Here is a 23,530-nt window from a genome sequence, read left to right as displayed (position 1 = left end):
TTCATTCCTCTTTCTGTGCAATTTTGTCTGTTTCCAAATTTATTTCTTCTTCCACTACAACCCCGGAACTTTTGACAAATCCGCCAAAGCCCATATCTTCTATCCGTACCACGCAATGGCTGTCACTGTCAAAACGGACTTCAAAAGCCACTCTTGTCATCCTGCCCTGGCGGAACGGTATCGCACTGATGTCAATTTCCTGTGTCCATTCATATCCGGTGTCACACCTGTGCAAAATAACAGGAATCGTTCTCATATCTTCCAGTATCAGTTCCACACTGCGTCCGGCTTCGTACCAGTTCGTTCCCGGTCTGACCATGCGGAACCGCTTTTCCTCGCCGCGTTCTTTGATATTCAATTCAAGCCCCGTGGTAATGCGGTTTCTGCACGCCAGCAGTCTGCCGCTGCTATGACCGGCAGAAGTGTCTTCCTTTAATGCAGCATATGCAGCACCTTTTACAAACAGATTCTGTCCCGCAAATGCTTTTCTGCGCGCGCACAGCACATGGGTCAGTTCCTTGGGCAGATTTTCTGCTTCAAAACCGGCTCCCGTCAGATATACCGCAGATACGATTTTATCCTTTAATGCATCCTGCACACAGTGTATCAGTTCTTTTTCAGCCTGCGCCAGTGTTTTCCGTTTTTGCGGCACGGAACAAATCATTTCGGAGCTGTAAACGTGGCTTTCCTCCGGTATCATTTCCTGACCGCTTTTTTTTACAATCGTCATATAATGCGTATGCAGTCCGTCTTCTCTGTAATCGAGTAAAACCGCGCCGTTGACGTACAGCTCTTTTTTCTGTGAAAAAGCGTAATACGCATAAGCTTCCTCATGGCTGATAAAACTCCAGTTTTCCTTTGCATACCCTGTAAGCTGTACCGCCGCCGAAAGTTTTTCTAATACCGGCTTTGAAAAATCACTGACGGTGACACAGATAGAATCCCGTTCTCCTGCCTTTCGCCCGTTTTTTGGAAGCAGCGCAAGCAGCGTACAAAGAAGTTCTTTTAAATTATCCTGAGTGGCACCAGATAGCATAAATCCAAACTGATACTTCTGCCGGTTGTCCACGGAATTTACAACGCTTACCGATACCGGCTGTCTTTGCTGTTCATCATAATAGCAGATTTGGGAACTTTCCTGCCCGATATCTATTCCAACTATCAATTCAATCTCCTTCTGCCGCCTGCGCAGCTCCTTCATTCTTAAAAAGGCTGAAACATCTGTTCCACAACGTAATCCTGCACGCAGTACCCCTGCATGAGTTTTTTCATGGTTGCCATATCATGCATTTCCATGCTGACAAGCATATCATTTAAATAATCAAAACGTCCCTGTGGCTCTTTTGGTGTCACATTGTTACAAAGCAGGCTGGCATCCTGTGTTTTTTTCTTTTTCTTTCCGTCATCTTCCAGAAAATAGTACTGTATGCTTTCCCCGTAAAACAAAGAAAAGCTCTTTGCATAAACACCGCCTGCCACACAGGATAACACTTCACTTTGATATTCTTCCTTATCATCATGACGGTAGAATATCTGTACTTTGCTGTTTTCCGGTGCATAATACTCTACAGTTGTTTTGTCTGCCGCATTATACGGAAGGGAAAGTATCCCCTTATACTGCTCATAAAATGAAAAGAAAATATTTTCCGCACACAGCATATCCATCAGCTTTTGCAGTAACAGCATATGTGTACCGCCAAGCTGTTCCTGTCCAAACTGCGTATGGTATTTTAAATATGCCATACCACACACCGGCGGCATTTTTTTATTTTCCAGCAAATATCCGCCGATACAGGTAAAGACCTGTTCGTCTGCCGTTTCGTGTTTCACAAAATAACGGTACGCATTTTCTGCCAGATAAGCCATTTCAACCGCCGCATCCGGCAGCTGCTGACGATAATACGTAAAAACTTCCGGAATTCTGCCAGATAAATTTCCTGTAAATAGCCGTTCCACCAGTATCCGCTCTGCCAGTGTCTGGCACGGCACCCTAAATCCTGCACAGGCACGCCATACTTTCATCATTTTATCGGACTTTGCCTGATAAAACTGTTCTAAATATGCCAGTACATTTTCGTCATACTTGCCCTCATCAAACACATGAATACAGCACGCCAGCAATTTTTCATTGTATTCCTGCGGTCTTAACAGAATCATATTTCTTGCCATACGTAAAAGCTTTGCCGGTGCGGCTTCTTCAAAACCGTATTCACATACCAAATCAAAAGCATCCTCATACATGCCTTCTGCAATACACGTTTCAATCAGCAGCGCTGCATCGTGTATCTGCAATTCTTCTTTTAAAATCTTTTCATAGCGTTCTCCAAAATCTTCGCCATGATAATATTCATGATAATACTGTATCTGCCAGCTGTTTAACCGGTTTCTTGTAAGCTGGTTGACATTGCCGTCTGCCATCAATGCAAGACAGACTGCGCAGGCTTCTTCATCGTTTTTACGCTGTTCTAAGCTTTGTTCAAACCAGTTCAGCAGCAGATAAATATCTTTGCTGCAATAATCATCCAGCGCTTTTAAATATGCCGGATTATCATAAACCCTCTCGATTTCATACTGGATACTGCCTTTATGTACCTGTTTGCCTGCATCTTCAAACATCAGAATGCAGTCCCTTGTATACATCTGCACATAGGCAGTCCGTCCCACCAGCGTACAGCGCTGTCCCTTGCGCAGTTCCTTGTGCTTTACCAGCACCGACTCAATCTTGTCATTGAATACGGTAATACGGTATGTAAATAAGTATCTTGACAAGAATGGTGCCGTTTCTTCATTGACACCGACATTCTGAAACAGCCATCCATAAATCACTTCCAGATAAGGATCAATATATCCCTTTTTCATCTGCCCATAGGCAAACCGCTCTATCTGCGGTGCATACGTGTTCATGATTTCTCTGGAACTGCTGTGATTTTTTAAAATGTCCGCATACAGATATGCCTTGCTTTTTGTACTTAAACTGCTCTCATATGTAAAGTAACGCAGTACAATCTGCGGCAGGCGTTTTAATTCTTTTTTATCTAAACTTTCTATATAAAATTCATACAGACGCGTAATGCGGAGTCCACGCAGAATTCCCTTCTCGTACAGTCCTGCATATTCCGGTCCAATCAGCTCATTGCGGATCATATGTGTAACAAGTACGGTTAAGATTTCATCCTTGTCAAAAAAGTCGTTTAATGCTTTAAGCAGTCTTAAATACTGCATATCTGCCACTTTACCGTTTGCAATCATTTCACACACATACAAAGTCAGTTTCGTGGAAATTATGCCGTACTTACAGCCGAACTGTAAAATGTGCAGTTCAAAATCGTTTAACACACGCAAAAGCTCCGGCTGTGCATTTAAAATCTGTAACGCTTCATAATACATCACAGGACTTACACAGCCATTGTGGTATGCATCCTTAATCCGTAAAAGCTTAATGCTCTTATTTGCATCTTCCGCAGCATCCAGATAAAATAAAACCCACAGAACGCGCCACGTATCATAGCCGTTTTCATAATAATCCCGGATTACCTTAACTGCCGCAAAGGTATAGGACTTATCTTTATAATACATTGCACTGACATACAGGTAATAACAGTACAATTCCACATGGCTGTCCTTATTTTCTTCAAGAAAATCCCTGACATTGTCAATCAGCCAGCCGGCTTCATCACTGCGGTTCTGCACCAGCAGAATCTGTGCCTGTGCCAGCTTGAAAAAAATATCGTCATCGCAGATACCGCGCATGCGTTCTATAATCTGTAAAGATTTGTCCTGCCATGCCCGCTTGTCTTCCCGCTTCATTCTGAAACTTAAATATTCCTGAACCAGTGCAAGCACCGCCTGCTTTTTCTCACGGTGCGTATTTTCCTGTCCGGCGCAGTCTACTTCAATTTCAACCGTATATTTCTGCGTAAAAGAACAGATTGTCATTCTGCCCCAGTTCCTGCCCGCGTGCAGCTTGTCCGCATCAATGACATATTCCAGTTCATACTTATTGCCCGTAAAATTCTCAGACGTAATGCGTGTTATCTTCGGACAGATAAACGGTACATCCGTTTCAACCGTAAGCTCCGTATACCCCCAGCCGCTCCTGGTAATCGTTATACGCTCTTTCACGCTTTCCGTAAAATCCGCAAATGTCTTTGTCTGCGGAAAAACATCTATGCCAACCGGTGATTTTTTCCGCACGGCAATTAAAAATTCTTCCATTGCTGCATAAACGTTGGCTTCACTGCCGTTTTTAGCGCCTTTTACCACATCATAAATATTGGTCTGTACCGGATCGTTTTTTAAAAATATCCGTTTAAAATCCGGCGATAAAAAAAAGCCTGCTGCCTCCTCCGGTGAAGTCTGTACAAGATTGGCAAAATGAAACATACTGCCTGCTGCTCCCATGCTGGTCATGACCTTCTGCGCTTCAACCGTGTATTCATAAGATACGCTTTTTTCACCCGCACTGCTGACAATATAAAACTGTCCCTGAATCACCGTACCTTCTTTTAAATCCGCGGCATCTACCGTATAAACTATCTCTGCCGGTGTCGTGCCAAACTGGGGTTTTTCAATGCGGACACGTGCATGACTGGATAATACAATGCCGTAAGCCGGCTGTGATGCCGTAAACCGGAACGTAAACATTCCCTGTCCGCCTGCCGTGACACTGCCGGTCAGCGTATAATCCTGCACTTCTAATTCCGGTCTTTGATATGTAAATTTTCCTCTTGCTAATCGATTGATATACTCCTTCATTCGGAATCAGCCTCCGCTTTGATTTTATCTAAATGCTCTTTCATCTTTTTCTCGTAACCGATTTCTGTCATTTCATAAAAACGACTGTCTTTTAATGCATCCGGCAGATACTGCTGTCTGACATAGTGGTTCTTATAATCATGTGCATACAGATACCCTGCACCGTGACCTAGCTTTGCCGCACTCTTATAGTGGGCATCCTGCAAATGTGCCGGAATTGGAGCGGTCTTTTGTGTTTTTACCACTTCCATTGCCTTATCGACTGCCATATAAGCCGCATTGCTTTTCGGTGCGCATGCCACATACAACGCCGCCTGTGAAAGCGTAATCCGTGCTTCCGGCATACCGAGCCGCTCAACCGCCTGTGCCGCCGCCGAAGCAACTACCAATGCCTGCGGGTCTGCATTGCCCACATCTTCACTCGCACAGATTAAAATCCGCCTTGCAATAAACCGCACATCCTCCCCGGCATATAACATTCTTGCCAGATAATAGGCGGTGGCATCCGGGTCTGAGCCGCGCATACTCTTAATAAATGCTGAAATCGTATCATAGTGGTTATCGCCTGTTTTATCATAGCGGATCACACGCTTCTGGATACATTCCTGTGCCGTATCCAGTGTGATATGCACTTTTCCGTCTTCTGATTTTGCCGTTGTAAGAATTCCCAGTTCTACTGCATTTAACGCACTTCTTGCATCGCCGTTTGCTACGTCTGCAAGAAATTCCAGCGCATCTTCGTCAATCTGTGCATGGAAGCTGCCCATGCCTTTTTTTTCGTCCTGTACGGCACGCACAATCAGCTTTTTAATATCTTCTTTTTCAAGCGGCTTTAATTCAAAAATAACCGAGCGGGATAAAAGAGCGCCGTTGACTTCAAAATAGGGATTTTCCGTTGTCGCTCCGATTAAAATCAGCGTCCCATCCTCCACATACGGTAACAGATAATCCTGCTGTCCTTTATTAAAACGATGAATTTCATCGACAAACAATATCGTCTTTTTACCGTACATGCCGAGATTATCTTTTGCCTTGGCAACAATGTCTTCCATATCTTTTTTCCCGGCAACAGTCGCATTAATCTGTTCAAATGCCGCACTAGTCGTATGGGCAATGACCTTTGCCAGTGTCGTCTTTCCCGTTCCCGGCGGTCCGTAAAAAATAATGGAGCTTAATTTATCTGCCTGAATGGCGCGGTAGAGCAGCTTGTCCTTTCCGATAATATGCTGCTGCCCCACCACTTCATCCAGTGTCTGCGGTCTTAAACGAGATGCTAACGGCGATTCCTGCTTTATTGTATTTTCACGCATATAATCAAATAAATCCATAGTTATCCTCATTCCTTGGCAACTTGTTGCGAAGGGGCGATGAGAAATCCGCGCAGGCGGTTCCTCATCTGCCATCAAGGGGATTTGTTTTTGCTCAAAAACAAATCCCTGTGTGAAAAAGCTTTGATTTAAGGCTTTTTCACACTATCCCCTTTTAGTCTTTAAACTGTTCTGCCATTGCCTCTAATTCATTCTTTTTCTTTATAAAGCATTGTAATAATCTTGGGTTAAATATACCGCACTCTCCGTCCAGAATCATCTGATAAGCTGTATCATATGAAAATGACGGTTTGTAACAGCGTTTACTAATCAGCGCATCATAGACATCTGCCAGTGACACCAGCTGTGCACCAATTGGAATTTCATCTCCTGTAAGTCCTTCCGGATATCCGCCCCCATCGTATTTTTCATGATGATACCTTGCAATCTGCGAGCAGTACTGCATATATTCTTCTTCCCCTTCATCGTTAAAAATACGAAGGATAATATCATATCCCTTCGTTGTGTGGGTCTTCATAATCTCAAATTCTTCCGGTGTGAGTTTTCCCGGCTTTAGCAGAATCGTATCGGAAATTGAAATTTTTCCCACATCATGTAATGGCGATGCCTGTACAATCATATCAATATCGTTCTGGGTCAGTCCATATTCCGGGCATTCCTCTTTTGCACATTCCGCCAGGATTTTTGTAAAAAATTTCACACGCTTAATATGCGCACCGGATTCCACATCACGGAATTCTACAACATTGCCCAGAGATTCAATAATTTTTTCATTCAGCCGCTGTATCTTCCGGGTCTGACGCATGGTCTTTTCTTCTAACGCATTTTTGTGTTTATATAAATCAATGATGTTATTTAAGCGGCTGCTGAAGCTGTATGTATCAATCGGACTTGTCACAATATCAATAACACCATGTGCAAATGCATTTTTATAGACATCTTCTATATATTCACTGGATAAAAAAACAACCGGAACATTATCGATATAATCCATTTTCCGCATATAATCAAGTAAATCAAAACCGTTTATCCCATTGGCATACATTTCCGTCAGCACCAGACACAGAGAATCTTTTTTTTCATCAACAATCTCGATTGCCTCCTGACTGGTATCCGCTTTAATAATTTTATATTTTCCCATAAAGATATCCCCCACCATATGCTGGATACCATCATTTGCCATTACTACAAGAATGGATTCTGTATATGCCTCTTTATATACCGGATTGTCAGCCTGTACGGAAACACCTGTCATTCCCTTTTCTTTTGCCTGTTTTAACGCCGTTTCCGCGCTGCTGTAAAGCTGCCAGAAATCTGTGCCGAAACGTGAACTCACCGCTGTTCCCACTGTCACTTTTATCCGCACATCCGGATATCCGGTAATTGTTGTCTGCTCTGCTACCTGCATAATTTTATCCATATACTGCTGCTGCATCTTTTCTTCGTACAGTGGAATATACAGACAGAACTCATCGCCGCCAATACGGGACATCACCACATCGGAACGGAATATAGATACCATATTGGCAGCCATATTGTTGATTACCATGTCCCCCGCGGAACGTCCGTATGTGTCGTTAATCCATTTTAATTCACGGATATCCATTACAATAATCGCACAGTTGCCATCATTAAGCAGTGCTAAATCGTGATTTACCCGTTTTTCAAAACTGCCTCGGTTATAAAGGCCTGTAAGCATATCATGTTCTGATATTTCCATATAACTGCTGTTTTCTATTTTAACCTGGGAAAGCGGCGCTGTATCGGTAACATCTGAAACAATAATCTGCGCCTGCATTTCCCCGGTCTTTTCATCTTTGTAGATTTTTCCATAACAGAAAACTACAATGATATCGCCATTCTTTTTTACCAGACGGTGTTCCTGTATATTTTCGTTCTGGTTCCTGCGTATCTGCATCATCTTTTCTATATATTCAACGATATCTTCTGCCGGAATCAAATCGGTATGTTTTAATTGATTTTCTCTGTAATCTTTTTCAGTATATCCTGTCAGTTTCTCAAAATTTTCATCTGCCGAGATAATACGGTAATCACTCATCCGTATTCTGTAAACAGAATAAATAACATCTTTTACATTACTACTCATTTATTCCTCCACAGGCTCTAGTAAACCCAATAATAAGAAATATAACATATTTTTTTTCAAATTTCACTACCCGAAAGCAGATTTGCCTATTTTTCACAAAAAAATACAGCAAAAGCATACAAATTAAGTCTATTTCATATACTGCATTAAGAAAATGAATTGCTTTTTAGCGGAAATGAGCTTCTTATGCGTAAAACTGTGCTTCTTTATCCGGCAGTCCGTCTGACTGCCCTACTTCTTTCCGTATGTTTTTTGTTAACCTCCGTTTTCCCCTGCATTACATATGCCGGAAATTCCGACAATGGTCCTGCCATTACCTCGCCCGCCGCCATTTTAATGGAAGCTTCCACCGGACAGGTGATTTATGAAAAAGATGCCGATACAGTCTTACACCCCGCAAGCATTACAAAAATCATGACATTAATTCTGATTTTTGATGCATTAAACTCCGGTAAAATCAACCTGACCGACGATGTGACCGTATCCGAATATGCCGCTTCCATGGGCGGCAGCCAGGTCTTTTTAGAACCCGGCGAAACACAGACGGTCGAAACCATGATTAAATGTATCAGTGTTGCCAGTGCCAACGATGCCTGTGTTGCCATGGCGGAACTGATTGCCGGCAGCGAGGAGGGCTTCGTTGCCAAAATGAATGAGCGTGCCAAAGGACTTGGCATGAATAACACTACTTTTATCAACTGCTGCGGACTGGATACAGACGGGCATATGTCAACTGCAAGGGATGTTGCCCTGATGAGCCGTGAACTGATTGTGCAGTATCCTCAGATTCACAATTACTCAACTATCTGGATGGATACGATTACGCACGTTACCCGCAAAGGCGAAAGTGAGTTCGGTCTGACAAACACGAATAAGCTTATTAAACAATATCAGTGGGCAACAGGCTTAAAGACCGGTTCTACCGGACTTGCCAAATGCTGTCTTTCTGCAACCGCCAATAAAGACGGTGTTGAATTAATTGCCGTTATCATGGCTGCTCCCGACAGTAAGACCCGTTTTTCAGATGCCGTAACGCTGCTGAATTACGGATATAGTGTATGCGACATTTATCACGATACTGAAATGCCGCAGCTCCCAAACCTATCCGTATCCGGTGGGCAGTGCGATACGCTTTCACTTTCCTATGCAAAAGAATTTTCGACCTTATTCTTAGAACCTGTCGATACCGCCAGCATCGAAAAACAACTGACTCTCCCTGAAACAGTCACAGCACCTGTAAACGAGGGGGACGTCATCGGCACCCTGACATACACATTGGACGGAAAGACCCTCGGCACGGTCGATATCACTGCCGCACAGTCTGTTTCTTCTGCCACATACGGCGATGCACTGTTTAAAATGTTCCGGAAACTTACCGGTGCCGCGTGATTTAGAAATACAGCATAACCGTACAGGATAAAAAAACGATATAACAGCATACAATAAGCCGCAAAAAACGGAATCCCCGGTATCTGAAACTTAAATCTGTTTCAGATACTGTTGATTCCGTCCTTTTTTACTTTGCACCCGCACCGGCAGATTATCGTCTTTCTGCCCGGTACTGTTGCATTAAATACTTTACCGTTTTACTGATATTTTGTTCCAAGCCAGAAACGGCTGACATCGCCAACCTTCTCAAGCCCATTCCCTTTTTTTGCACAGGAATAAAGCTGTCCGTCGGCATCGTAAAAATACAGCCTGTTTTTATACAGCAGTGTATATGCCGTGTCTGTCTGTTCCGTCTGCTCACACATTTTTACAGGACTGCCCTTTACCGATGCACAATAATACTGCACACCGTCTTTGATATAAGTAATACCGTTCTGTGTATTGTCCACACTGCTGAGTGTTCCTGCCGTGACGCCGGATGTAATCCCGCTTTTCTTTCCTTTTTCACTGTAACAGAGTGTACCGTCTGCATTAATGTACACCAGTATATTATCCGCCGGAAGATACTCATAATCTGCCTGCAGCAGTGTATCAACCTGCACACGTTCTTTAATACCGTCTTGTGACAATTCCGCATAGGTAATTTTATTCGGCGCTAAAAGATACAGATACCCTGCCTTTTCCTCATAAATTATTTCTACGGAAGATGACAGTTCCTGCATCATATACTTTGTCTTTTGTTCTGAAATGTTGTAGTAGTACCACTCACCGTCGTCACTGAAAATCAGCGCATGGGCATTCTTTGAAGTATTTACCGTATCTGCCTTTGCCGTAAAAAAGTTATCTGCCTTCGCACTTTCTGCATACACGCTTCTGACACTGTCAGATAATTCATTTTCTTTTTTATTCTCATCATAATCATACAGATACAATACATTATTCTTGTTGTAGCAGGCAATTTTTTCTTCTGCCGCATACACAAAATATTCCTTTAACTGCCCTTCTATGAGTGTAAGCTTTCCGGACGCATCGTATACATATAACTGCATAGCTCCGAGTCCGCCTTCCTCATTGACAACCTCGACATCGGAATAAATAACTTTTCCTTTATTCGTAATATAACCGATATCTTTATCATAGGCATTTTTAGACACCTGTACCGCATCCTGTCCATCTTTCCATGTATACAGCGCATACTGCGCACTGCCCTCATCATAGACGGTTGCCGCAAAATATTCCCCGTTGTCGCTTGCAAGCGTATTTGTCACCGCATCGGCATCAATCTGCTGTGGAAACTGCGGCGTGTAAAATGTACGGTTATCGACTGCAAAAACCGCCTGCTTATTTTCACACACATAATTATTTTCCAGCCCTGCAACATTGTAAATCTTTGCACCGGAACTCATATAAAGCACATAATTTTTACGGGAAGCAAGCTTGTAAATGCCAAATCCGCCGCCTGCCAGTACACATACAACCAGCACTGCCGCGATAATCCGTTTCCGGTATCTGCTAAAAAAGCCTTTTCGTTTCTTTAGCTCCTCTGCGGCACTGCCTGCTGCTTCTTTTCCGGTATCATACACCTTTTTCATCATACCCAGATAATCGATTTCCTCATACTCCGGCTGTTCCTGTGGCTTCTTTTTTACTGCTCTGCGGTCATCGGCGTTTTCCTCTTCCGGTTCTTTCTGCGGCTTGTCTGCGTGAGAAGAAGCAGACTCTTTTTCAGCCTGCTTCTTTTCATACGCCTCTTTTCTCCTCAGATAATCTGCATTATTGACGATAATCTCTGGTCCCGGTTCACAATTCGGGCAGGCACTGCCCTCATACTCCTGACCACATTTCGGACATTTCATGGCGATTCCTCTCACATATTAAAATGTAAATTTGTCTGCGAAATATGCCTTTAAATCAGCAATCTTTACACGTTCCTGTTCCATTGTATCTCTGTCACGTACCGTTACGGCATTATCTTCTTCTGAATCAAAGTCGTATGTAATGCAGAACGGTGTACCGATTTCATCCTGTCTTCTGTATCTCTTACCGATATTTCCTCTGTCATCGAATTCACAGTTATAAGTCTTTGAAAGTTCAGCAAACACCTTTTCTGCGCCTTCATTTAACTTCTTAGACAGCGGAAGCACACCGATTTTAACCGGTGCCAGTGCCGGATGGAAATGAAGCACGGTTCTTACGTCACCGCCTTCTAATTCTTCCTCATCATATGCAGAACACAGGAATGCAAGTGTTACTCGGTCTGCCCCCAGTGAAGGCTCGATAACGTATGGAATGTACTTTTCCTTTGCTTCATCATCAAAATAAGACATATCTTCACCGGATACGGTCTGATGCTGTGTCAAATCGTAATCTGTTCTGTCGGCAATACCCCAGAGCTCGCCCCAGCCGAATGGGAATAAGAATTCAATATCCGTTGTTCCCTTGCTGTAGAAGCATAATTCTTCCGGAGAATGATCTCTTGCACGCATTTCATCTTCCTTGATTCCCAGCTTCTGTAACCAGTCGATGCAGTACTGTCTCCAATATGTAAACCACTCCAAGTCTGTTCCCGGCTTGCAGAAGAATTCAAGTTCCATCTGTTCAAATTCTCTGGTACGGAATGTGAAGTTACCCGGTGTAATTTCATTTCTGAAAGACTTACCAATCTGACCGATACCAAACGGTACTTTCTTTCTGGATGTTCTCTGTACATTTTTAAAGTTGACGAAAATACCCTGTGCTGTTTCCGGTCTTAAATAAACGGTATTCTTTGCATCTTCCGTAACACCCTGGAATGTCTTAAACATCAGGTTAAACTGTCTGATTTCTGTAAAGTTGTGCTTTCCGCAGGTCGGACAGTTGATTTCGTGTTCGTCAATGAAATTCTTCATCTGTTCCTGTGTCCAGCCGTCTACAGAACCGCCTAAATCAAACTTATTCTCATCTGCCCAGTCTTCAATCAGCTTATCGGCACGGAATCTTTCATGACATTCCTTACAATCCATTAACGGATCAGAGAATCCGCCAAGGTGCCCTGAAGCAACCCATGTCTGAGGGTTCATTAAAATTGCACAGTCCACGCCGACATTGTACGGACTTTCCTGAACGAACTTCTGCCACCATGCTTTTTTCACATTATTCTTTAATTCTACACCCAGATTGCCGTAGTCCCATGTATTAGCAAGTCCACCGTAAATTTCTGAACCCGGATACACAAATCCTCTTGCCTTTGCTAAGGCTACAATCTTTTCCATTGTCTTTTCCATTTCTAATCTCCATTCCTCCGCACCTGCGGCTCATTCTTCTCTATCCTTTTTCTTTTATGCACTTACACTCCGCATAAACATGCAACAATTTTATACTATTTTTATCATTCTGACAAGACCATATTCTTCTTCTGAGCGGCTTTCTTACAAAGCCGCGATTACTATATATGGATATTTGTGCTGTTCACAGCTCAAATATCCGTGTGAACAATCTTTGATTTAAGGATTGTTCACACTAGTCTTCCCACGGGCGGATTCTGTATGCCGCGCCGATTTCATCGCAAATCTTTTGACACTGTGCTTCCTGTTCGTGACTGATGGTCGTATCTACGGTTGTCATAACAACATGCGGTACGTATTTTGTACACGCTTTTGCAAATGAAAGCATCGCATCAAAGGATTCTTCCCCGAATTTACTTCTGACGAGCTTTAAATACTCCTCTTTTTCCGGATGGTTTAAGCTGACGGATACCGTGTCTACAAGTCCCTTTAATTCCGGTGCGATGTCACGTCCGTTAATCAGACTGCCTGCACCGTTGGTATTGATACGGATAGGCTTGTTATATTTTTCTTTGACAAATGCCGCAATCTCTTTTAACGCATCAAAACGCTCTGTCGGCTCACCAAAGCCGCAAAACACCACTTCGTTGTACTGTGTCATATCAAACTTTTCAAATTCTTTTTTTACTTCTTCCACAGACGGCTCTCTTTCCAGCCACAGTCTGTCGGATTCTCCGATTCTGTCCATCGTCTGCCTCAGACAGAACGTACAGGCATACGGACATTTATTTGTTAGATTGACGTACAGATTATTATGTACCTTATAAAGAATTTCCATCGTATAATCTCCTTTTCCATATCTTTATTTTAAGGTAGTGAGCAGTTCCTCAAAGCAGACACCGTCTGTCAGCGGAATGTCCATTTCCATAGATTTCAAAATACATTTTTTAATAAATGCGGATGCTTTTTTCACCGAATCGTGGAAATCCACACCGTTGACCGCATCTGCCGCAATAATGGCACTGAAAATATCACCCGTGCCGGAACGGGACATCCCTGCCTTTTCAGTCTTGATAAAATAGCCCTCCTGCCCCATTTCATAACAGAAATTCGCCACATATTTTCCCTGCTGGATACCTGTGATAACAATTTTTTCCGGTCCTTTTTCCGCTAAAAGCTTTGCCATATGGGTCAGCTCTTTTTTTGTCCAGCTTTCATGATATGCCATTCCGGAAAGGATACAGCCTTCTGTCAGATTCGGTGTTAAAATATCCGCATGTGTCACCAGCTTTTTCATTTCTTCACAGGTTTCCTGCGTATAGGTCGGATACATTTTTCCGTAATCGCCCATCACCGGATCGATAATGGTAATGTTGTCTTTTGTCTGAAACAGTGACAGAAAATGCTCCACAATCCGTATCTGACGTGCCGAGCCTAAAAAGCCCGTGCAGATGCCGTTAAACTGCAATCCCAGTTTCACCCACTCCTGCATATAGTCTTCCATTTTATCTGTATAATCATCAAAAAAGAAGCTTTCAAAACCCGTGTGATTGGAAAAAATCGACGTTGGCAGTGGACAGCACTGAACCTTCATTGCCGAAATGACCGGCAGCTCCACAGCAATTGAACAACGCCCAAACCCGGACATATCGTTGATAACCGCTATTTTCTTCTGATGATTGTGTGACATATCTGACATATCCTTTATCCTCTTTTTATTCTTATTTCTGTACGGCTCTGCCGCAGTCCGTCATTTTACAGGCACATATCCGAAACGCGGAGCACGAACATATGTCCGTGTCCTGTATCCCGGCTTACTTTACCCCGGCAGCATGGCTTCGGATTTCATCTGCTTATCCAAGTGCTTTGCACAGATACGCTTTAAAACCATTTTCAATTCCGTGAGTACATTTTCACTGACTGTAAACGTATACAGCTTTTCAAGCGGTGCCGTGACAATATACTGGAGCGTGTATACGGTAGATTCTTCTAACTGTATGCCGTCCGGCGCCTGTCCGTGACACGCATGGCAGTAAATGCCGTCCGCCGTCATCGAATACGTATCTAAGTCCTGTGTACCGCCGCAATTCTTACATGCAAACACTTCCGGACACTCGCCGTTTAAGGCAATCATTCTTAATTCAAAAATACATTTTACCAGTGTATCCGGAATCTTTTTATTTGCCAGCGCCTTTAACGAAACATATAGGAGATTGAGCATATCTGCCGCATCAAGATTTTCCCTGCCGTAATAATCCGCAATCTCTGCAAAATAACAGGCATAGCAGACCGCATCCAGATCCGAAATAACCGCCTCAAAGTAATGTGTAATGGACGCCTGCCGTATCGTATAGGAAGTTCTCCCTTCATAGACCTGAAACGTTCCGAATACAAAGGCACGGGTAATTCCCACCAGCGGACTGTTTGGTTTTCTTGCACCCTTGGCAAAAGCGGAAATCTTTCCGCGCTCTTTGGTCAGCAGCACCACCCGCCTGTCAAATTCACCGACCGGCATAGACGATAAAATCATGCCGGTTACTTCTGTAATATCTCCCATACCGCTTCACATCTGCTATTCGTCTTTTTTCTTGTCATATCCGAAGTTTTTAATCAGAATATCACTGTCGCGCCATTCTTTTTTTACCTTTACCCAAAGCTGGAGGTTTACCTTTGTTTCTAACTGGCGTTCAATTTCATAACGGGCATTGGCACCGATTTTCTTTAACATCTGACCACCCTTGCCGATAATGATACCCTTGTGCGAATCACGCTCACAGATAATCGTTGCCTGAATATCCGTAATTACACCCTTCGGGGATTTTCTTTCTTTCATGCTGTCAATGACAACCGCGATTCCATGTGGAATTTCCTCGTTTAAGGCATGCAGTGCCTTTTCACGAATCAGCTCGGATACAATCTGGCGCATCGGCTGGTCTGTAATCGTATCTTCGTCATAATACATCGGACCGTACGGCAGATACTGGAAAATCGCATTGATTAAATCATCGGTATTGTCGCCGTTTCTTGCGGAAACCGGAATAATTTCCACAAAATCCACTTCATTTTTATAGCGGTCAATAACCGGCAGAATTTCTTCTTTCTTAATCGTATCCACCTTGTTAATGACTAAAATAACCGGTGCTTTCACCTTTTTTAACTTTTCAATAATGTGCTGTTCTCCTGCACCGATAAACGTTGTCGGTTCTACCAGCCAGCAGATCACATCGACTTCACCAATCGTTTTTTCTGCCGCACCGACCATATATTCACCCAGCTTATTTTTTGCCTTGTGAATACCCGGTGTATCAACAAATACAATCTGCCCGCGTTCATCGGTAAAAACTGTCTGTATTTTGTTACGGGTTGTCTGCGGCTTATTGGATGTAATCGCAATTTTCTGTCCAATTAACCGGTTCATCAGTGTCGATTTCCCGACATTCGGACGTCCCACAAATGTTACAAAGCCCGATTTTGTATTTCCATTGACCGCAGCCGCACCACCGCTGATACCGCTTGCCGCCAGCATTTCATCTAAATTCATAAATCCTCCTTGTTTTTGCGAAGCAAAAATCCGAGCCTCTATGGCGAGGAGAGGATTTGCCTCCTTGTTTTTGCGGAGCAAAATGCTCCAGGCTATGATGTCTGTGAATTGTTCCGTGCTACACACTCCCACAATTCACACCGCTATTCGCATATCGCAGGACTTCCGTCCCGCTTTTATGCGAATAGCGGGCGGGTCCCAAGGTCTTTTACCCACTTATGAGCAAGCTCATGTGGGTTCAGACCTTTGTCCCCTGACATCATAAGAATAATGGTTCTATTTTTTCAAACATCTGCTCATTTTCACGGATTTTAGCATTATTGCCGACTACACACAGATAGTCCTGTGAAACCGCGGTTTCAATGAGCGGCGCTAATGCTCGAATGGACTCTTTTGTCGCATTTAACACTTCCTCACGTTCCTTTTTTAACTGTGCGTATTCTGTATGACAGATATATGCACCGAAGGAACGCACGCCCTTTGATGCCGGATTCATCGGTGTATCCATGCCGCCGATTGTTCCGATGATGAACTTCACCATATCCCTCTCACTGACATCAAACCGGCGCACATATTCTGCTGCCTGCTCAAAGATGGCGTTGGTTTCGGCGAGATTCGGGTCACGGTACGATACCATGTACGTATCGCCATTGCGGTAAAATCCGCTCATGCAGCCGTATGCACCGCCCTTTACACGGACATTTAACCACAGGTAATCATACGAGAATATAATTTTAAGCACCTTTAATGCCCCTGTATACTCATACCCTGCCTTACGGTAGTTACCGCATCTTGCCACGTACTGTACCTGTGATGAAGAAGTATACGCTGTTTTTTCCTTTACCGGTCTAAAGGTTCTTACCGCATCTTTTTCCTGTAACTGTGCCAGTTTTGCAACAAATTCCGTCATCGGCTTTTGTAACAGCTCCAGTCCGTCATCTTCTGCCGTAAAGCTGACCGTCAGATTTTCCTTTGTAAAAATCAGCGCCGCTGTACGCTTCAAATTCTCAGCAAGCATTTCTTTCATACTGTCAAAATCCCGGTCTGCCTTTTCGATAAACTCATAATACTGATATCCGCGCAGGATGTCAGAATAGTAGCTGGACGGTGAGAACTGTGCCATTGCCGAAAGCATTGCCACGGTATGCCCGCTTCCTGTCATATTGCTTTCCATTCTCGACTTAATCCGTGCAATAATCTCACGCAGACGCTTTTCATCTTCAAACTTTGTTTCATAAATGATTTCATGCATCATTTCCAGTACAAACGGCAGTTTTTCATATAAAACCTTGCCCTTGACTTCATACATGACCGTGTATTTTGAAAAGTCTTTACTGTCCGTATAAATAGCCGCGTCCGTAGCTATCCCACCGGAATTGATGTTGATTTCATTCGTTAATTCCGGGTAGGTATGCTTATGCGTATCCATAAGCCCCAGAACAGAGCTTAACAGCCCCACATACGGAAGCAGTTCGTCCGGCACTTTCTTACAGTCAAATGCCAGCATCAGATACGCAATCTGATTCGTAAACAGGTTGTGATGAATCACATCCACATCTGCAATACTCTTTTTATCAATATAAAGCTTTGCCGGCTCTCTTTCAATGTCTGACAGCTTTAACATCGGAATCCGTTCGAGTTCTTCCTGTGGGGACGGCTCGTCCTGATAAGCCTTTAATGCCGCCGTATCTGCCACAATGGCTTCCAGCTCTTCCTTTGAAAGACTGTTTTTATACGTTTCAAGCCGCTTTGCTTCCTCTGCCGCTTTTTCTTCTTCCAGTCCGCGCTTTGGCACTAATGCAATCAGACTGCCATGGCTGTTGTCAAGTAAATATTTCTGAATCAGCTCTTCAAAAAGCCCCTCGTCCAGTTCTTTGCGAAGCTGTGCAAATGTATCCAGTGCCTGAACATGGATAAACGGTTCATTTTCATCGTAAAGCCAGCTGTCCATCATCGTCAGATAATACATCAGTCCCTTCGGGTATGCCCCGTAGTCCGCTTCACGGAACTTAAATTCATAATAATTCATGCCCGCAAGTGCCATACGTTTGTCAATACCGTTTTTTGCAATATCACGCAGCACTTCTTCAATCGTATCAACAAATGCCTTCTTCTGGGATTCTTCCGCATTTTTGGCAACAATTGAATAAACCGGCTGTAATACGGAGGATTCCAGACTGCTGTAAATGTCCGTTCCAATTCCTTTATCAATCAATGCCTGCTTTAACTTAGCCCCCGGCGCCATAACCAGCACGTAATCTAATATCTGCATTGCAAGATACAGCTTTTTATCCAGTGCCGTTCCGACCACCTTGTTGTAAGATAAATAAGTATTATTCTCAAGCGGTTCATCTTCTGTCACCGCATAGTAATGTGTTTCTTCCTTTAATATATCAAACGGCCTCTGCATCGCGATATCCGCATCAATCTGCACATCGTTTGCATCAAAATTCTTTAAATATTCGTTATCCAGATAATCAAGGCGCTCCTGCACATCAAAATCACCGTACAGATAGATATAACTGTTCGCCGGGTGATACCATTTTTTGTGGTATGCCAGAAAATCTTCATAAGAAAGTTCCGGGATATGCGACGGTTCTCCACCGGATTCAAAACGGTATGCCGTATCCGGAAATAAAGATACAAACGTATCTCTGGAAAGCACATCGTCCGGTGAGGAATATACGCCTTTCATTTCATTAAACACAACACCGTTGTACTTTAACGGACTGTCGATACTGTCTAATTCGTAATGCCAGCCCTCCTGCTTAAAAATCTGCTCTCTCTGATAGATATTCGGATAAAATACCGCATCCATATAGACATCCGTAATATTCTTAAAATCTGCCAGATTACAGCTTGCCACCGGATACACCGTCTTGTCCGGGTAGGTCATTGCATTTAAAAATGTATTTAATGAGCCCTTGCACAATTCCACAAACGGGTCTTTGACCGGATATTTTCTGGAGCCGCACAGTGTGGAATGTTCCATAATGTGCTGAAGTCCCGTATCGTTAAACGGCGGTGTCTTAAAGCCGATGGAAAACACCTTATTTTCATCGTCATTAGACAGCACAACAACTCTTGCACCGCTTTTCTTATGCTTTAACAGCAGTCCTGCCGAATGAATATCTGCAATTTCTTCTTTTTTTATCAGTTCGTATTTACTTAAATCCAGCTGATCCAATGCTGTAGTTATTTCTTTTAAATCCATTGATAGCCCTCATTTCCATTTAATCATACCTGCCGCCCATATTTCAGGCGCATCATAATAAATTAATATACCACAAATACGGGCATCTATGCAAGACTGCTGCACAGTTCGCAGACATAAAAAGGACAGTATGCGCAGATTTTAAGCAAAAAGCACTACGCTGTACTGTCCCTTTATATATTAAGTTTATTTTACTTAAAAAAACCTTTTTTCTTAATATGCTTTTCTTCACCTGTCAGCAGCTTATCATATACTGCAAGGGCTTCTTTCTGTTCGTTGGTAAGCTTTGTCGGAATATCAACAACCAGTGTAATGTAGTGGTCGCCGCGCACATTTTTGTTGCGCAGTGTCGGCATACCTTTTCCTCTTAAACGGACTCTCGTGCCGGATGCCGTTCCCGGCTTTACTTCATAAAGCACTTCACCGTCAACCGTCTTTACCTTAACTTCACCGCCAAGAACAGCCGTCGGATAGCTGATTGTCACATTTGAGAAAATGTTGTAGCCGTCACGTTCAAAGCCAGGTTCTGCGGCAATCATCACTGCTACCAGTAAATCACCTCTTGCGCCGCCGTTCGTACCCGGTTCGCCCTTACCCTGGATTCTGACACACTGACCGTTGTCAATACCCGCAGGAATTGTGACTTCAATCGTCTTCTTTGTGCTGATGTAACCTGTGCCATAGCAGTCCGGACACTTCTCTTTAATAATCTTGCCGGTTCCGTGACAGTCCGGACATGGCTGTACATTTCTTACCATGCCTAAAATAGACTGCTGTGTATAGGCAATCTTACCCTTACCGCCGCACTTACCACAGGTTTCAGGCTGTGTTCCCGGCTTTGCACCGCTTCCGTTACACTTTGTACAGGTTTCTTTTAAATTCACATCGATCTTTTTGCTTGTACCGGTTACGGATTCTGCAAATGTAATTCTAACGGTTGTTCTTACATCAGCGCCGCGCATCGGACCGTTGCTGTTACGTCTTCTTCCGCCGCCGAATAAATCGCCAAAGATGTCACCGCCGCCGAAAATATCGCCGAAAATGTCGCCCATATCGCCGAAATCAAAACCGCCTGCGCCACCGCCGCCGCCATTTTCAAAGGCCGCATGACCAAACTGGTCATACTGCTTTCTTTTCTGTGCATCACTTAATACAGCATATGCTTCCGAAGCTTCCTTAAACTTTGCTTCCGCTTCTTTATCTCCGGGATTGATATCCGGGTGGTATTTTTTTGCAAGCTTACGGTATGCCTTTTTGATGGTCGCATCGTCTGCATCGCGTGAAACGCCTAAGACCTCATAATAATCTCTTTTATCTGCCATAACTTTTACCTTTCTTTTTATACGCTTAAAACTGCATGAGGGAAATTCCCCCATGCAGTTTTACCTGAAGCAAATGTTTCAAACCTTATACTTCCTTGTAATCACCATCAACAACGTCATCACCGTAAGGATTTGCACCGGCTGCTCCGGCATCTGCACCAGCACCGGCTCCCATATCAGGACCTGCACCGGCTGCTCCAGCACCGGCTGCCTGCTGTGCTTCATAAAGCTTAGCGAAAAGCTTCTGGGCGCTTTCCATTAACTTTTCTTTTGCTGCCTTAATTTCATCTACCTGTGAATCTGTCATGTTTTCAGCATCGCTGCCCTCAACAAGTGCCTTTAATGCATTTAAGTCTGCTTCTACAGCTGCCTTATCATTTGCATCTAACTTATCTCCGGCTTCATCTAAGGCTTTCTGTGTCTGGAATACCATTGAATCTGCATCGTTGCGGACTTCAATCGCTTCCTTACGTTTCTTATCCTGTGCTTCGTACTCAGCAGCTTCCTTAACTGCCTTATCGATATCTTCATCAGACATATTAGAACCTGCTGTGATTGTAATATGCTGTTCCTTACCTGTTCCTAAATCCTTAGCAGATACATTTACAATACCGTTGGCATCGATATCGAATGTAACTTCAATCTGAGGTACGCCACGTCTTGCCGGCGGAATACCATCCAGTCTGAACTGTCCAAGGGACTTGTTATCCTTCGCGAACTGTCTTTCACCCTGTACAACGTTGATATCAACGGCTGTCTGGTTATCTGCTGCTGTTGAGAAAATCTGGCTCTTCTTTGTAGGAATTGTTGTATTTCTCTCAATCAGTCTTGTAGCAATACCGCCCATTGTTTCGATAGAAAGTGACAGAGGTGTAACATCCAGAAGAAGGATTTCACCGGCACCGGCATCTCCTGCTAACTTACCACCCTGGATAGATGCACCGATTGCAACACATTCATCAGGATTTAAAGTCTTGCTTGGTTCATGGCCTGTGAGCTGTTTTACCTTATCCTGTACAGCAGGAATTCTTGTAGAACCACCGACTAAGAGTACCTTTGAAAGGTCTGAAGCGGTAAGACCTGCATCATTTAATGCGTTACGTACAGGTTCTGCTGTCTTTTCAACCAGTTCATGTGTTAATTCATCAAATTTAGCTCTTGTAAGAGTCATATCAAAATGCTTTGGACCTTCTGCTGTTGCAGTAATATATGGCAGGTTGATATTGGTTGTTGTAGCGCTTGATAATTCCTTCTTAGCCTGTTCTGCTGCAACCTTTAATCTCTGGAGTGCCATTGTATCCTTAGAAAGGTCTACGCCTTCCTTTGCCTTGAAGTCCTCTAACATATACTGTGTGATTACATTATCAAAGTCATCACCACCGAGTCTGTTGTTACCTGCTGTTGCAAGAACTTCGATAACGCCGTCACCGATTTCGATAATAGACACATCGAATGTACCACCACCGAGGTCATATACCATAATCTTCTGTTCGTTTTCGTTATCAAGACCGTAAGCTAAAGCTGCAGCTGTCGGCTCGTTGATAATTCTCTTTACATCAAGACCTGCAATCTTACCGGCATCCTTTGTTGCCTGACGCTGTGCATCGTTGAAATAAGCAGGAACCGTGATAACGGCTTCCGTTACCTTTTCACCTAAATAGTTTTCAGCATCAGCTTTTAATTTCTGTAAAATCATGGCTGAAATTTCCTGTGGTGAGTACTTCTTACCTTCGATTTCCACCTTGTAATCAGTACCCATATGTCTTTTAATAGAAGAAATTGTCTTGTCTGCATTTGTTACAGCCTGACGCTTTGCAGGATCACCAACAAGTCTTTCTCCGTTCTTTGTAAATGCAACAATTGAAGGTGTTGTTCTAAGACCTTCTGTGTTTGCGATAACAACCGGCTTACCGCCTTCCATAACTGCTACGCATGAGTTTGTAGTACCTAAGTCAATACCAATAATCTTTCCCATAGTTATCTTCCTTTCTTAAGGGCTTCTGCCCATCATTTACTGATTAATTTGCAACCTTTACCATTGAATGGCGGATTACGGTTTCTCTGTATGTGTAACCCTTTTCGAATTCTTCAACGATAATTCCTTCACCGACTGAATCATCTTCCACATGCATCACTGCATTGTGCAGTTCAGGATTAAATTCCATGCCGAGTGCTTCAATCGGCTTGACATCAGAATCTTCTAACATCTTCATGGTCTGCTTATAGACCATATCCATGCCCTTTGCAAATGGTGTTTCTCTTTCTTCTTCTGAAATTGAATTGAAACCTCTTTCAAAGTTATCAACGATTGGAAGAAGCTTCTTAATCATATCGGAAGCACCCATTTCAAACATGGAAGACTTTTCCTTCTCAGTTCTCTTTCTGAAATTATCAAATTCCGCCATCTGGCGTTTTACTTTATCCTGAAGTTCTTCAATCAATGCGTCCTTCGCATCCTTTTTCTTTGTATCTATTCCATCGGCAGACTGCGATTCGGATGATTGACTCGCTTCCTTCGGATTTTCGGCATCAGTGTTTTCTTTCTGTGCCTGCGTGCCATCGTCTTCTGCTCCAGCAGTTTTAGCGGCATCAGCGTCTTTTTCTGTCATCT

The 23,530-nt window shown here is 43.4% G+C and carries 15 protein-coding genes; 1 reads left to right on the top strand and 14 read right to left on the bottom strand.

The features are described 5' to 3' along the window. Position 1: 1 nt before the first annotated feature. From LI288_RS04545 to LI288_RS04530, 4 genes are all read right to left on the bottom strand, one after another. Positions 2-1,165, bottom strand: coding sequence for a DUF5716 family protein (locus tag LI288_RS04545; RefSeq protein ID WP_227089583.1), 1,164 nt, complete (start codon positions 1,163-1,165; stop codon positions 2-4). 38 nt (positions 1,166-1,203) lie between these two features. Further along, a complete protein-coding gene (locus tag LI288_RS04540; protein ID WP_227089582.1) occupies positions 1,204-4,755 on the bottom strand; it encodes a DUF5717 family protein in 3,552 nt (1,183 codons plus the stop codon). Then, positions 4,752-6,083: a replication-associated recombination protein A gene (locus LI288_RS04535; protein WP_227089581.1), complete on the bottom strand. Its 1,332-nt coding sequence runs from the start codon at positions 6,081-6,083 to the stop codon at positions 4,752-4,754. The genes LI288_RS04540 and LI288_RS04535 overlap by 4 nt, the downstream gene beginning before the upstream one ends. Positions 6,084-6,237: 154 nt before the next feature. Continuing rightward, positions 6,238-8,190 carry a diguanylate cyclase domain-containing protein gene (locus LI288_RS04530; protein WP_227089580.1) on the bottom strand — a complete coding sequence of 651 codons (1,953 nt, stop codon included), beginning with the start codon at positions 8,188-8,190 and terminating at the stop codon, positions 6,238-6,240. A 186-nt stretch (positions 8,191-8,376) separates the two neighbouring features. On the opposite strand from LI288_RS04530, the gene LI288_RS04525 reads away from it, so the two are divergent. Then, positions 8,377-9,579 (top strand): D-alanyl-D-alanine carboxypeptidase family protein, encoded by a 1,203-nt coding sequence (locus LI288_RS04525; protein ID WP_227089579.1) that lies wholly within the window; start codon positions 8,377-8,379, stop codon positions 9,577-9,579. Positions 9,580-9,776: 197 nt separating this feature from the next. On the opposite strand, the gene LI288_RS04520 is transcribed toward LI288_RS04525, so the two are convergent. The 10 genes from LI288_RS04520 to grpE form a co-directional block, all read right to left on the bottom strand. Beyond that, positions 9,777-11,435, bottom strand: a complete 1,659-nt coding sequence (locus tag LI288_RS04520) for a hypothetical protein (RefSeq protein WP_227089578.1) — start codon at positions 11,433-11,435, stop codon at positions 9,777-9,779. Between the two features lie 18 nt (positions 11,436-11,453). Beyond that, positions 11,454-12,842 carry a glycine--tRNA ligase gene (locus LI288_RS04515; protein ID WP_022432752.1) on the bottom strand — a complete coding sequence of 463 codons (1,389 nt, stop codon included), beginning with the start codon at positions 12,840-12,842 and terminating at the stop codon, positions 11,454-11,456. Positions 12,843-13,077: 235 nt separating this feature from the next. Next, positions 13,078-13,680 carry a TIGR04100 family radical SAM protein gene (locus LI288_RS04510; protein ID WP_022432753.1) on the bottom strand — a complete coding sequence of 201 codons (603 nt, stop codon included), beginning with the start codon at positions 13,678-13,680 and terminating at the stop codon, positions 13,078-13,080. Positions 13,681-13,704: 24 nt separating this feature from the next. Next, positions 13,705-14,541 (bottom strand): pyridoxamine kinase, encoded by an 837-nt coding sequence (locus LI288_RS04505; protein ID WP_227089577.1) that lies wholly within the window; start codon positions 14,539-14,541, stop codon positions 13,705-13,707. 120 nt (positions 14,542-14,661) lie between these two features. Beyond that, positions 14,662-15,399, bottom strand: a complete 738-nt coding sequence (recO, locus tag LI288_RS04500; protein WP_227089576.1) for a DNA repair protein RecO — start codon at positions 15,397-15,399, stop codon at positions 14,662-14,664. A gap of 15 nt (positions 15,400-15,414) precedes the next feature. Further along, positions 15,415-16,368 (bottom strand): GTPase Era, encoded by a 954-nt coding sequence (gene era, locus LI288_RS04495; protein WP_440311443.1) that lies wholly within the window; start codon positions 16,366-16,368, stop codon positions 15,415-15,417. Positions 16,369-16,642: 274 nt separating this feature from the next. Then, positions 16,643-19,597, bottom strand: coding sequence for an insulinase family protein (locus LI288_RS04485; protein WP_227089575.1), 2,955 nt, complete (start codon positions 19,595-19,597; stop codon positions 16,643-16,645). Positions 19,598-19,788: 191 nt separating this feature from the next. Beyond that, positions 19,789-20,919, bottom strand: coding sequence for a molecular chaperone DnaJ (gene dnaJ, locus LI288_RS04480; RefSeq protein ID WP_227089574.1), 1,131 nt, complete (start codon positions 20,917-20,919; stop codon positions 19,789-19,791). A gap of 85 nt (positions 20,920-21,004) precedes the next feature. After that, positions 21,005-22,894: a molecular chaperone DnaK gene (dnaK, locus tag LI288_RS04475; protein ID WP_022432759.1), complete on the bottom strand. Its 1,890-nt coding sequence runs from the start codon at positions 22,892-22,894 to the stop codon at positions 21,005-21,007. 43 nt (positions 22,895-22,937) lie between these two features. Continuing rightward, a complete protein-coding gene (gene grpE, locus LI288_RS04470; RefSeq protein WP_264473923.1) occupies positions 22,938-23,528 on the bottom strand; it encodes a nucleotide exchange factor GrpE in 591 nt (196 codons plus the stop codon). Positions 23,529-23,530: the final 2 nt, after the last annotated feature.

The organism is Lachnospira pectinoschiza (assembly GCF_020564355.1).
GTDB lineage: Bacteria > Bacillota > Clostridia > Lachnospirales > Lachnospiraceae > Lachnospira > Lachnospira intestinalis.
The sequence above is the reverse complement of the archived record's forward strand: the minus strand, read 5'-3'. Positions and strand labels throughout refer to the sequence as shown.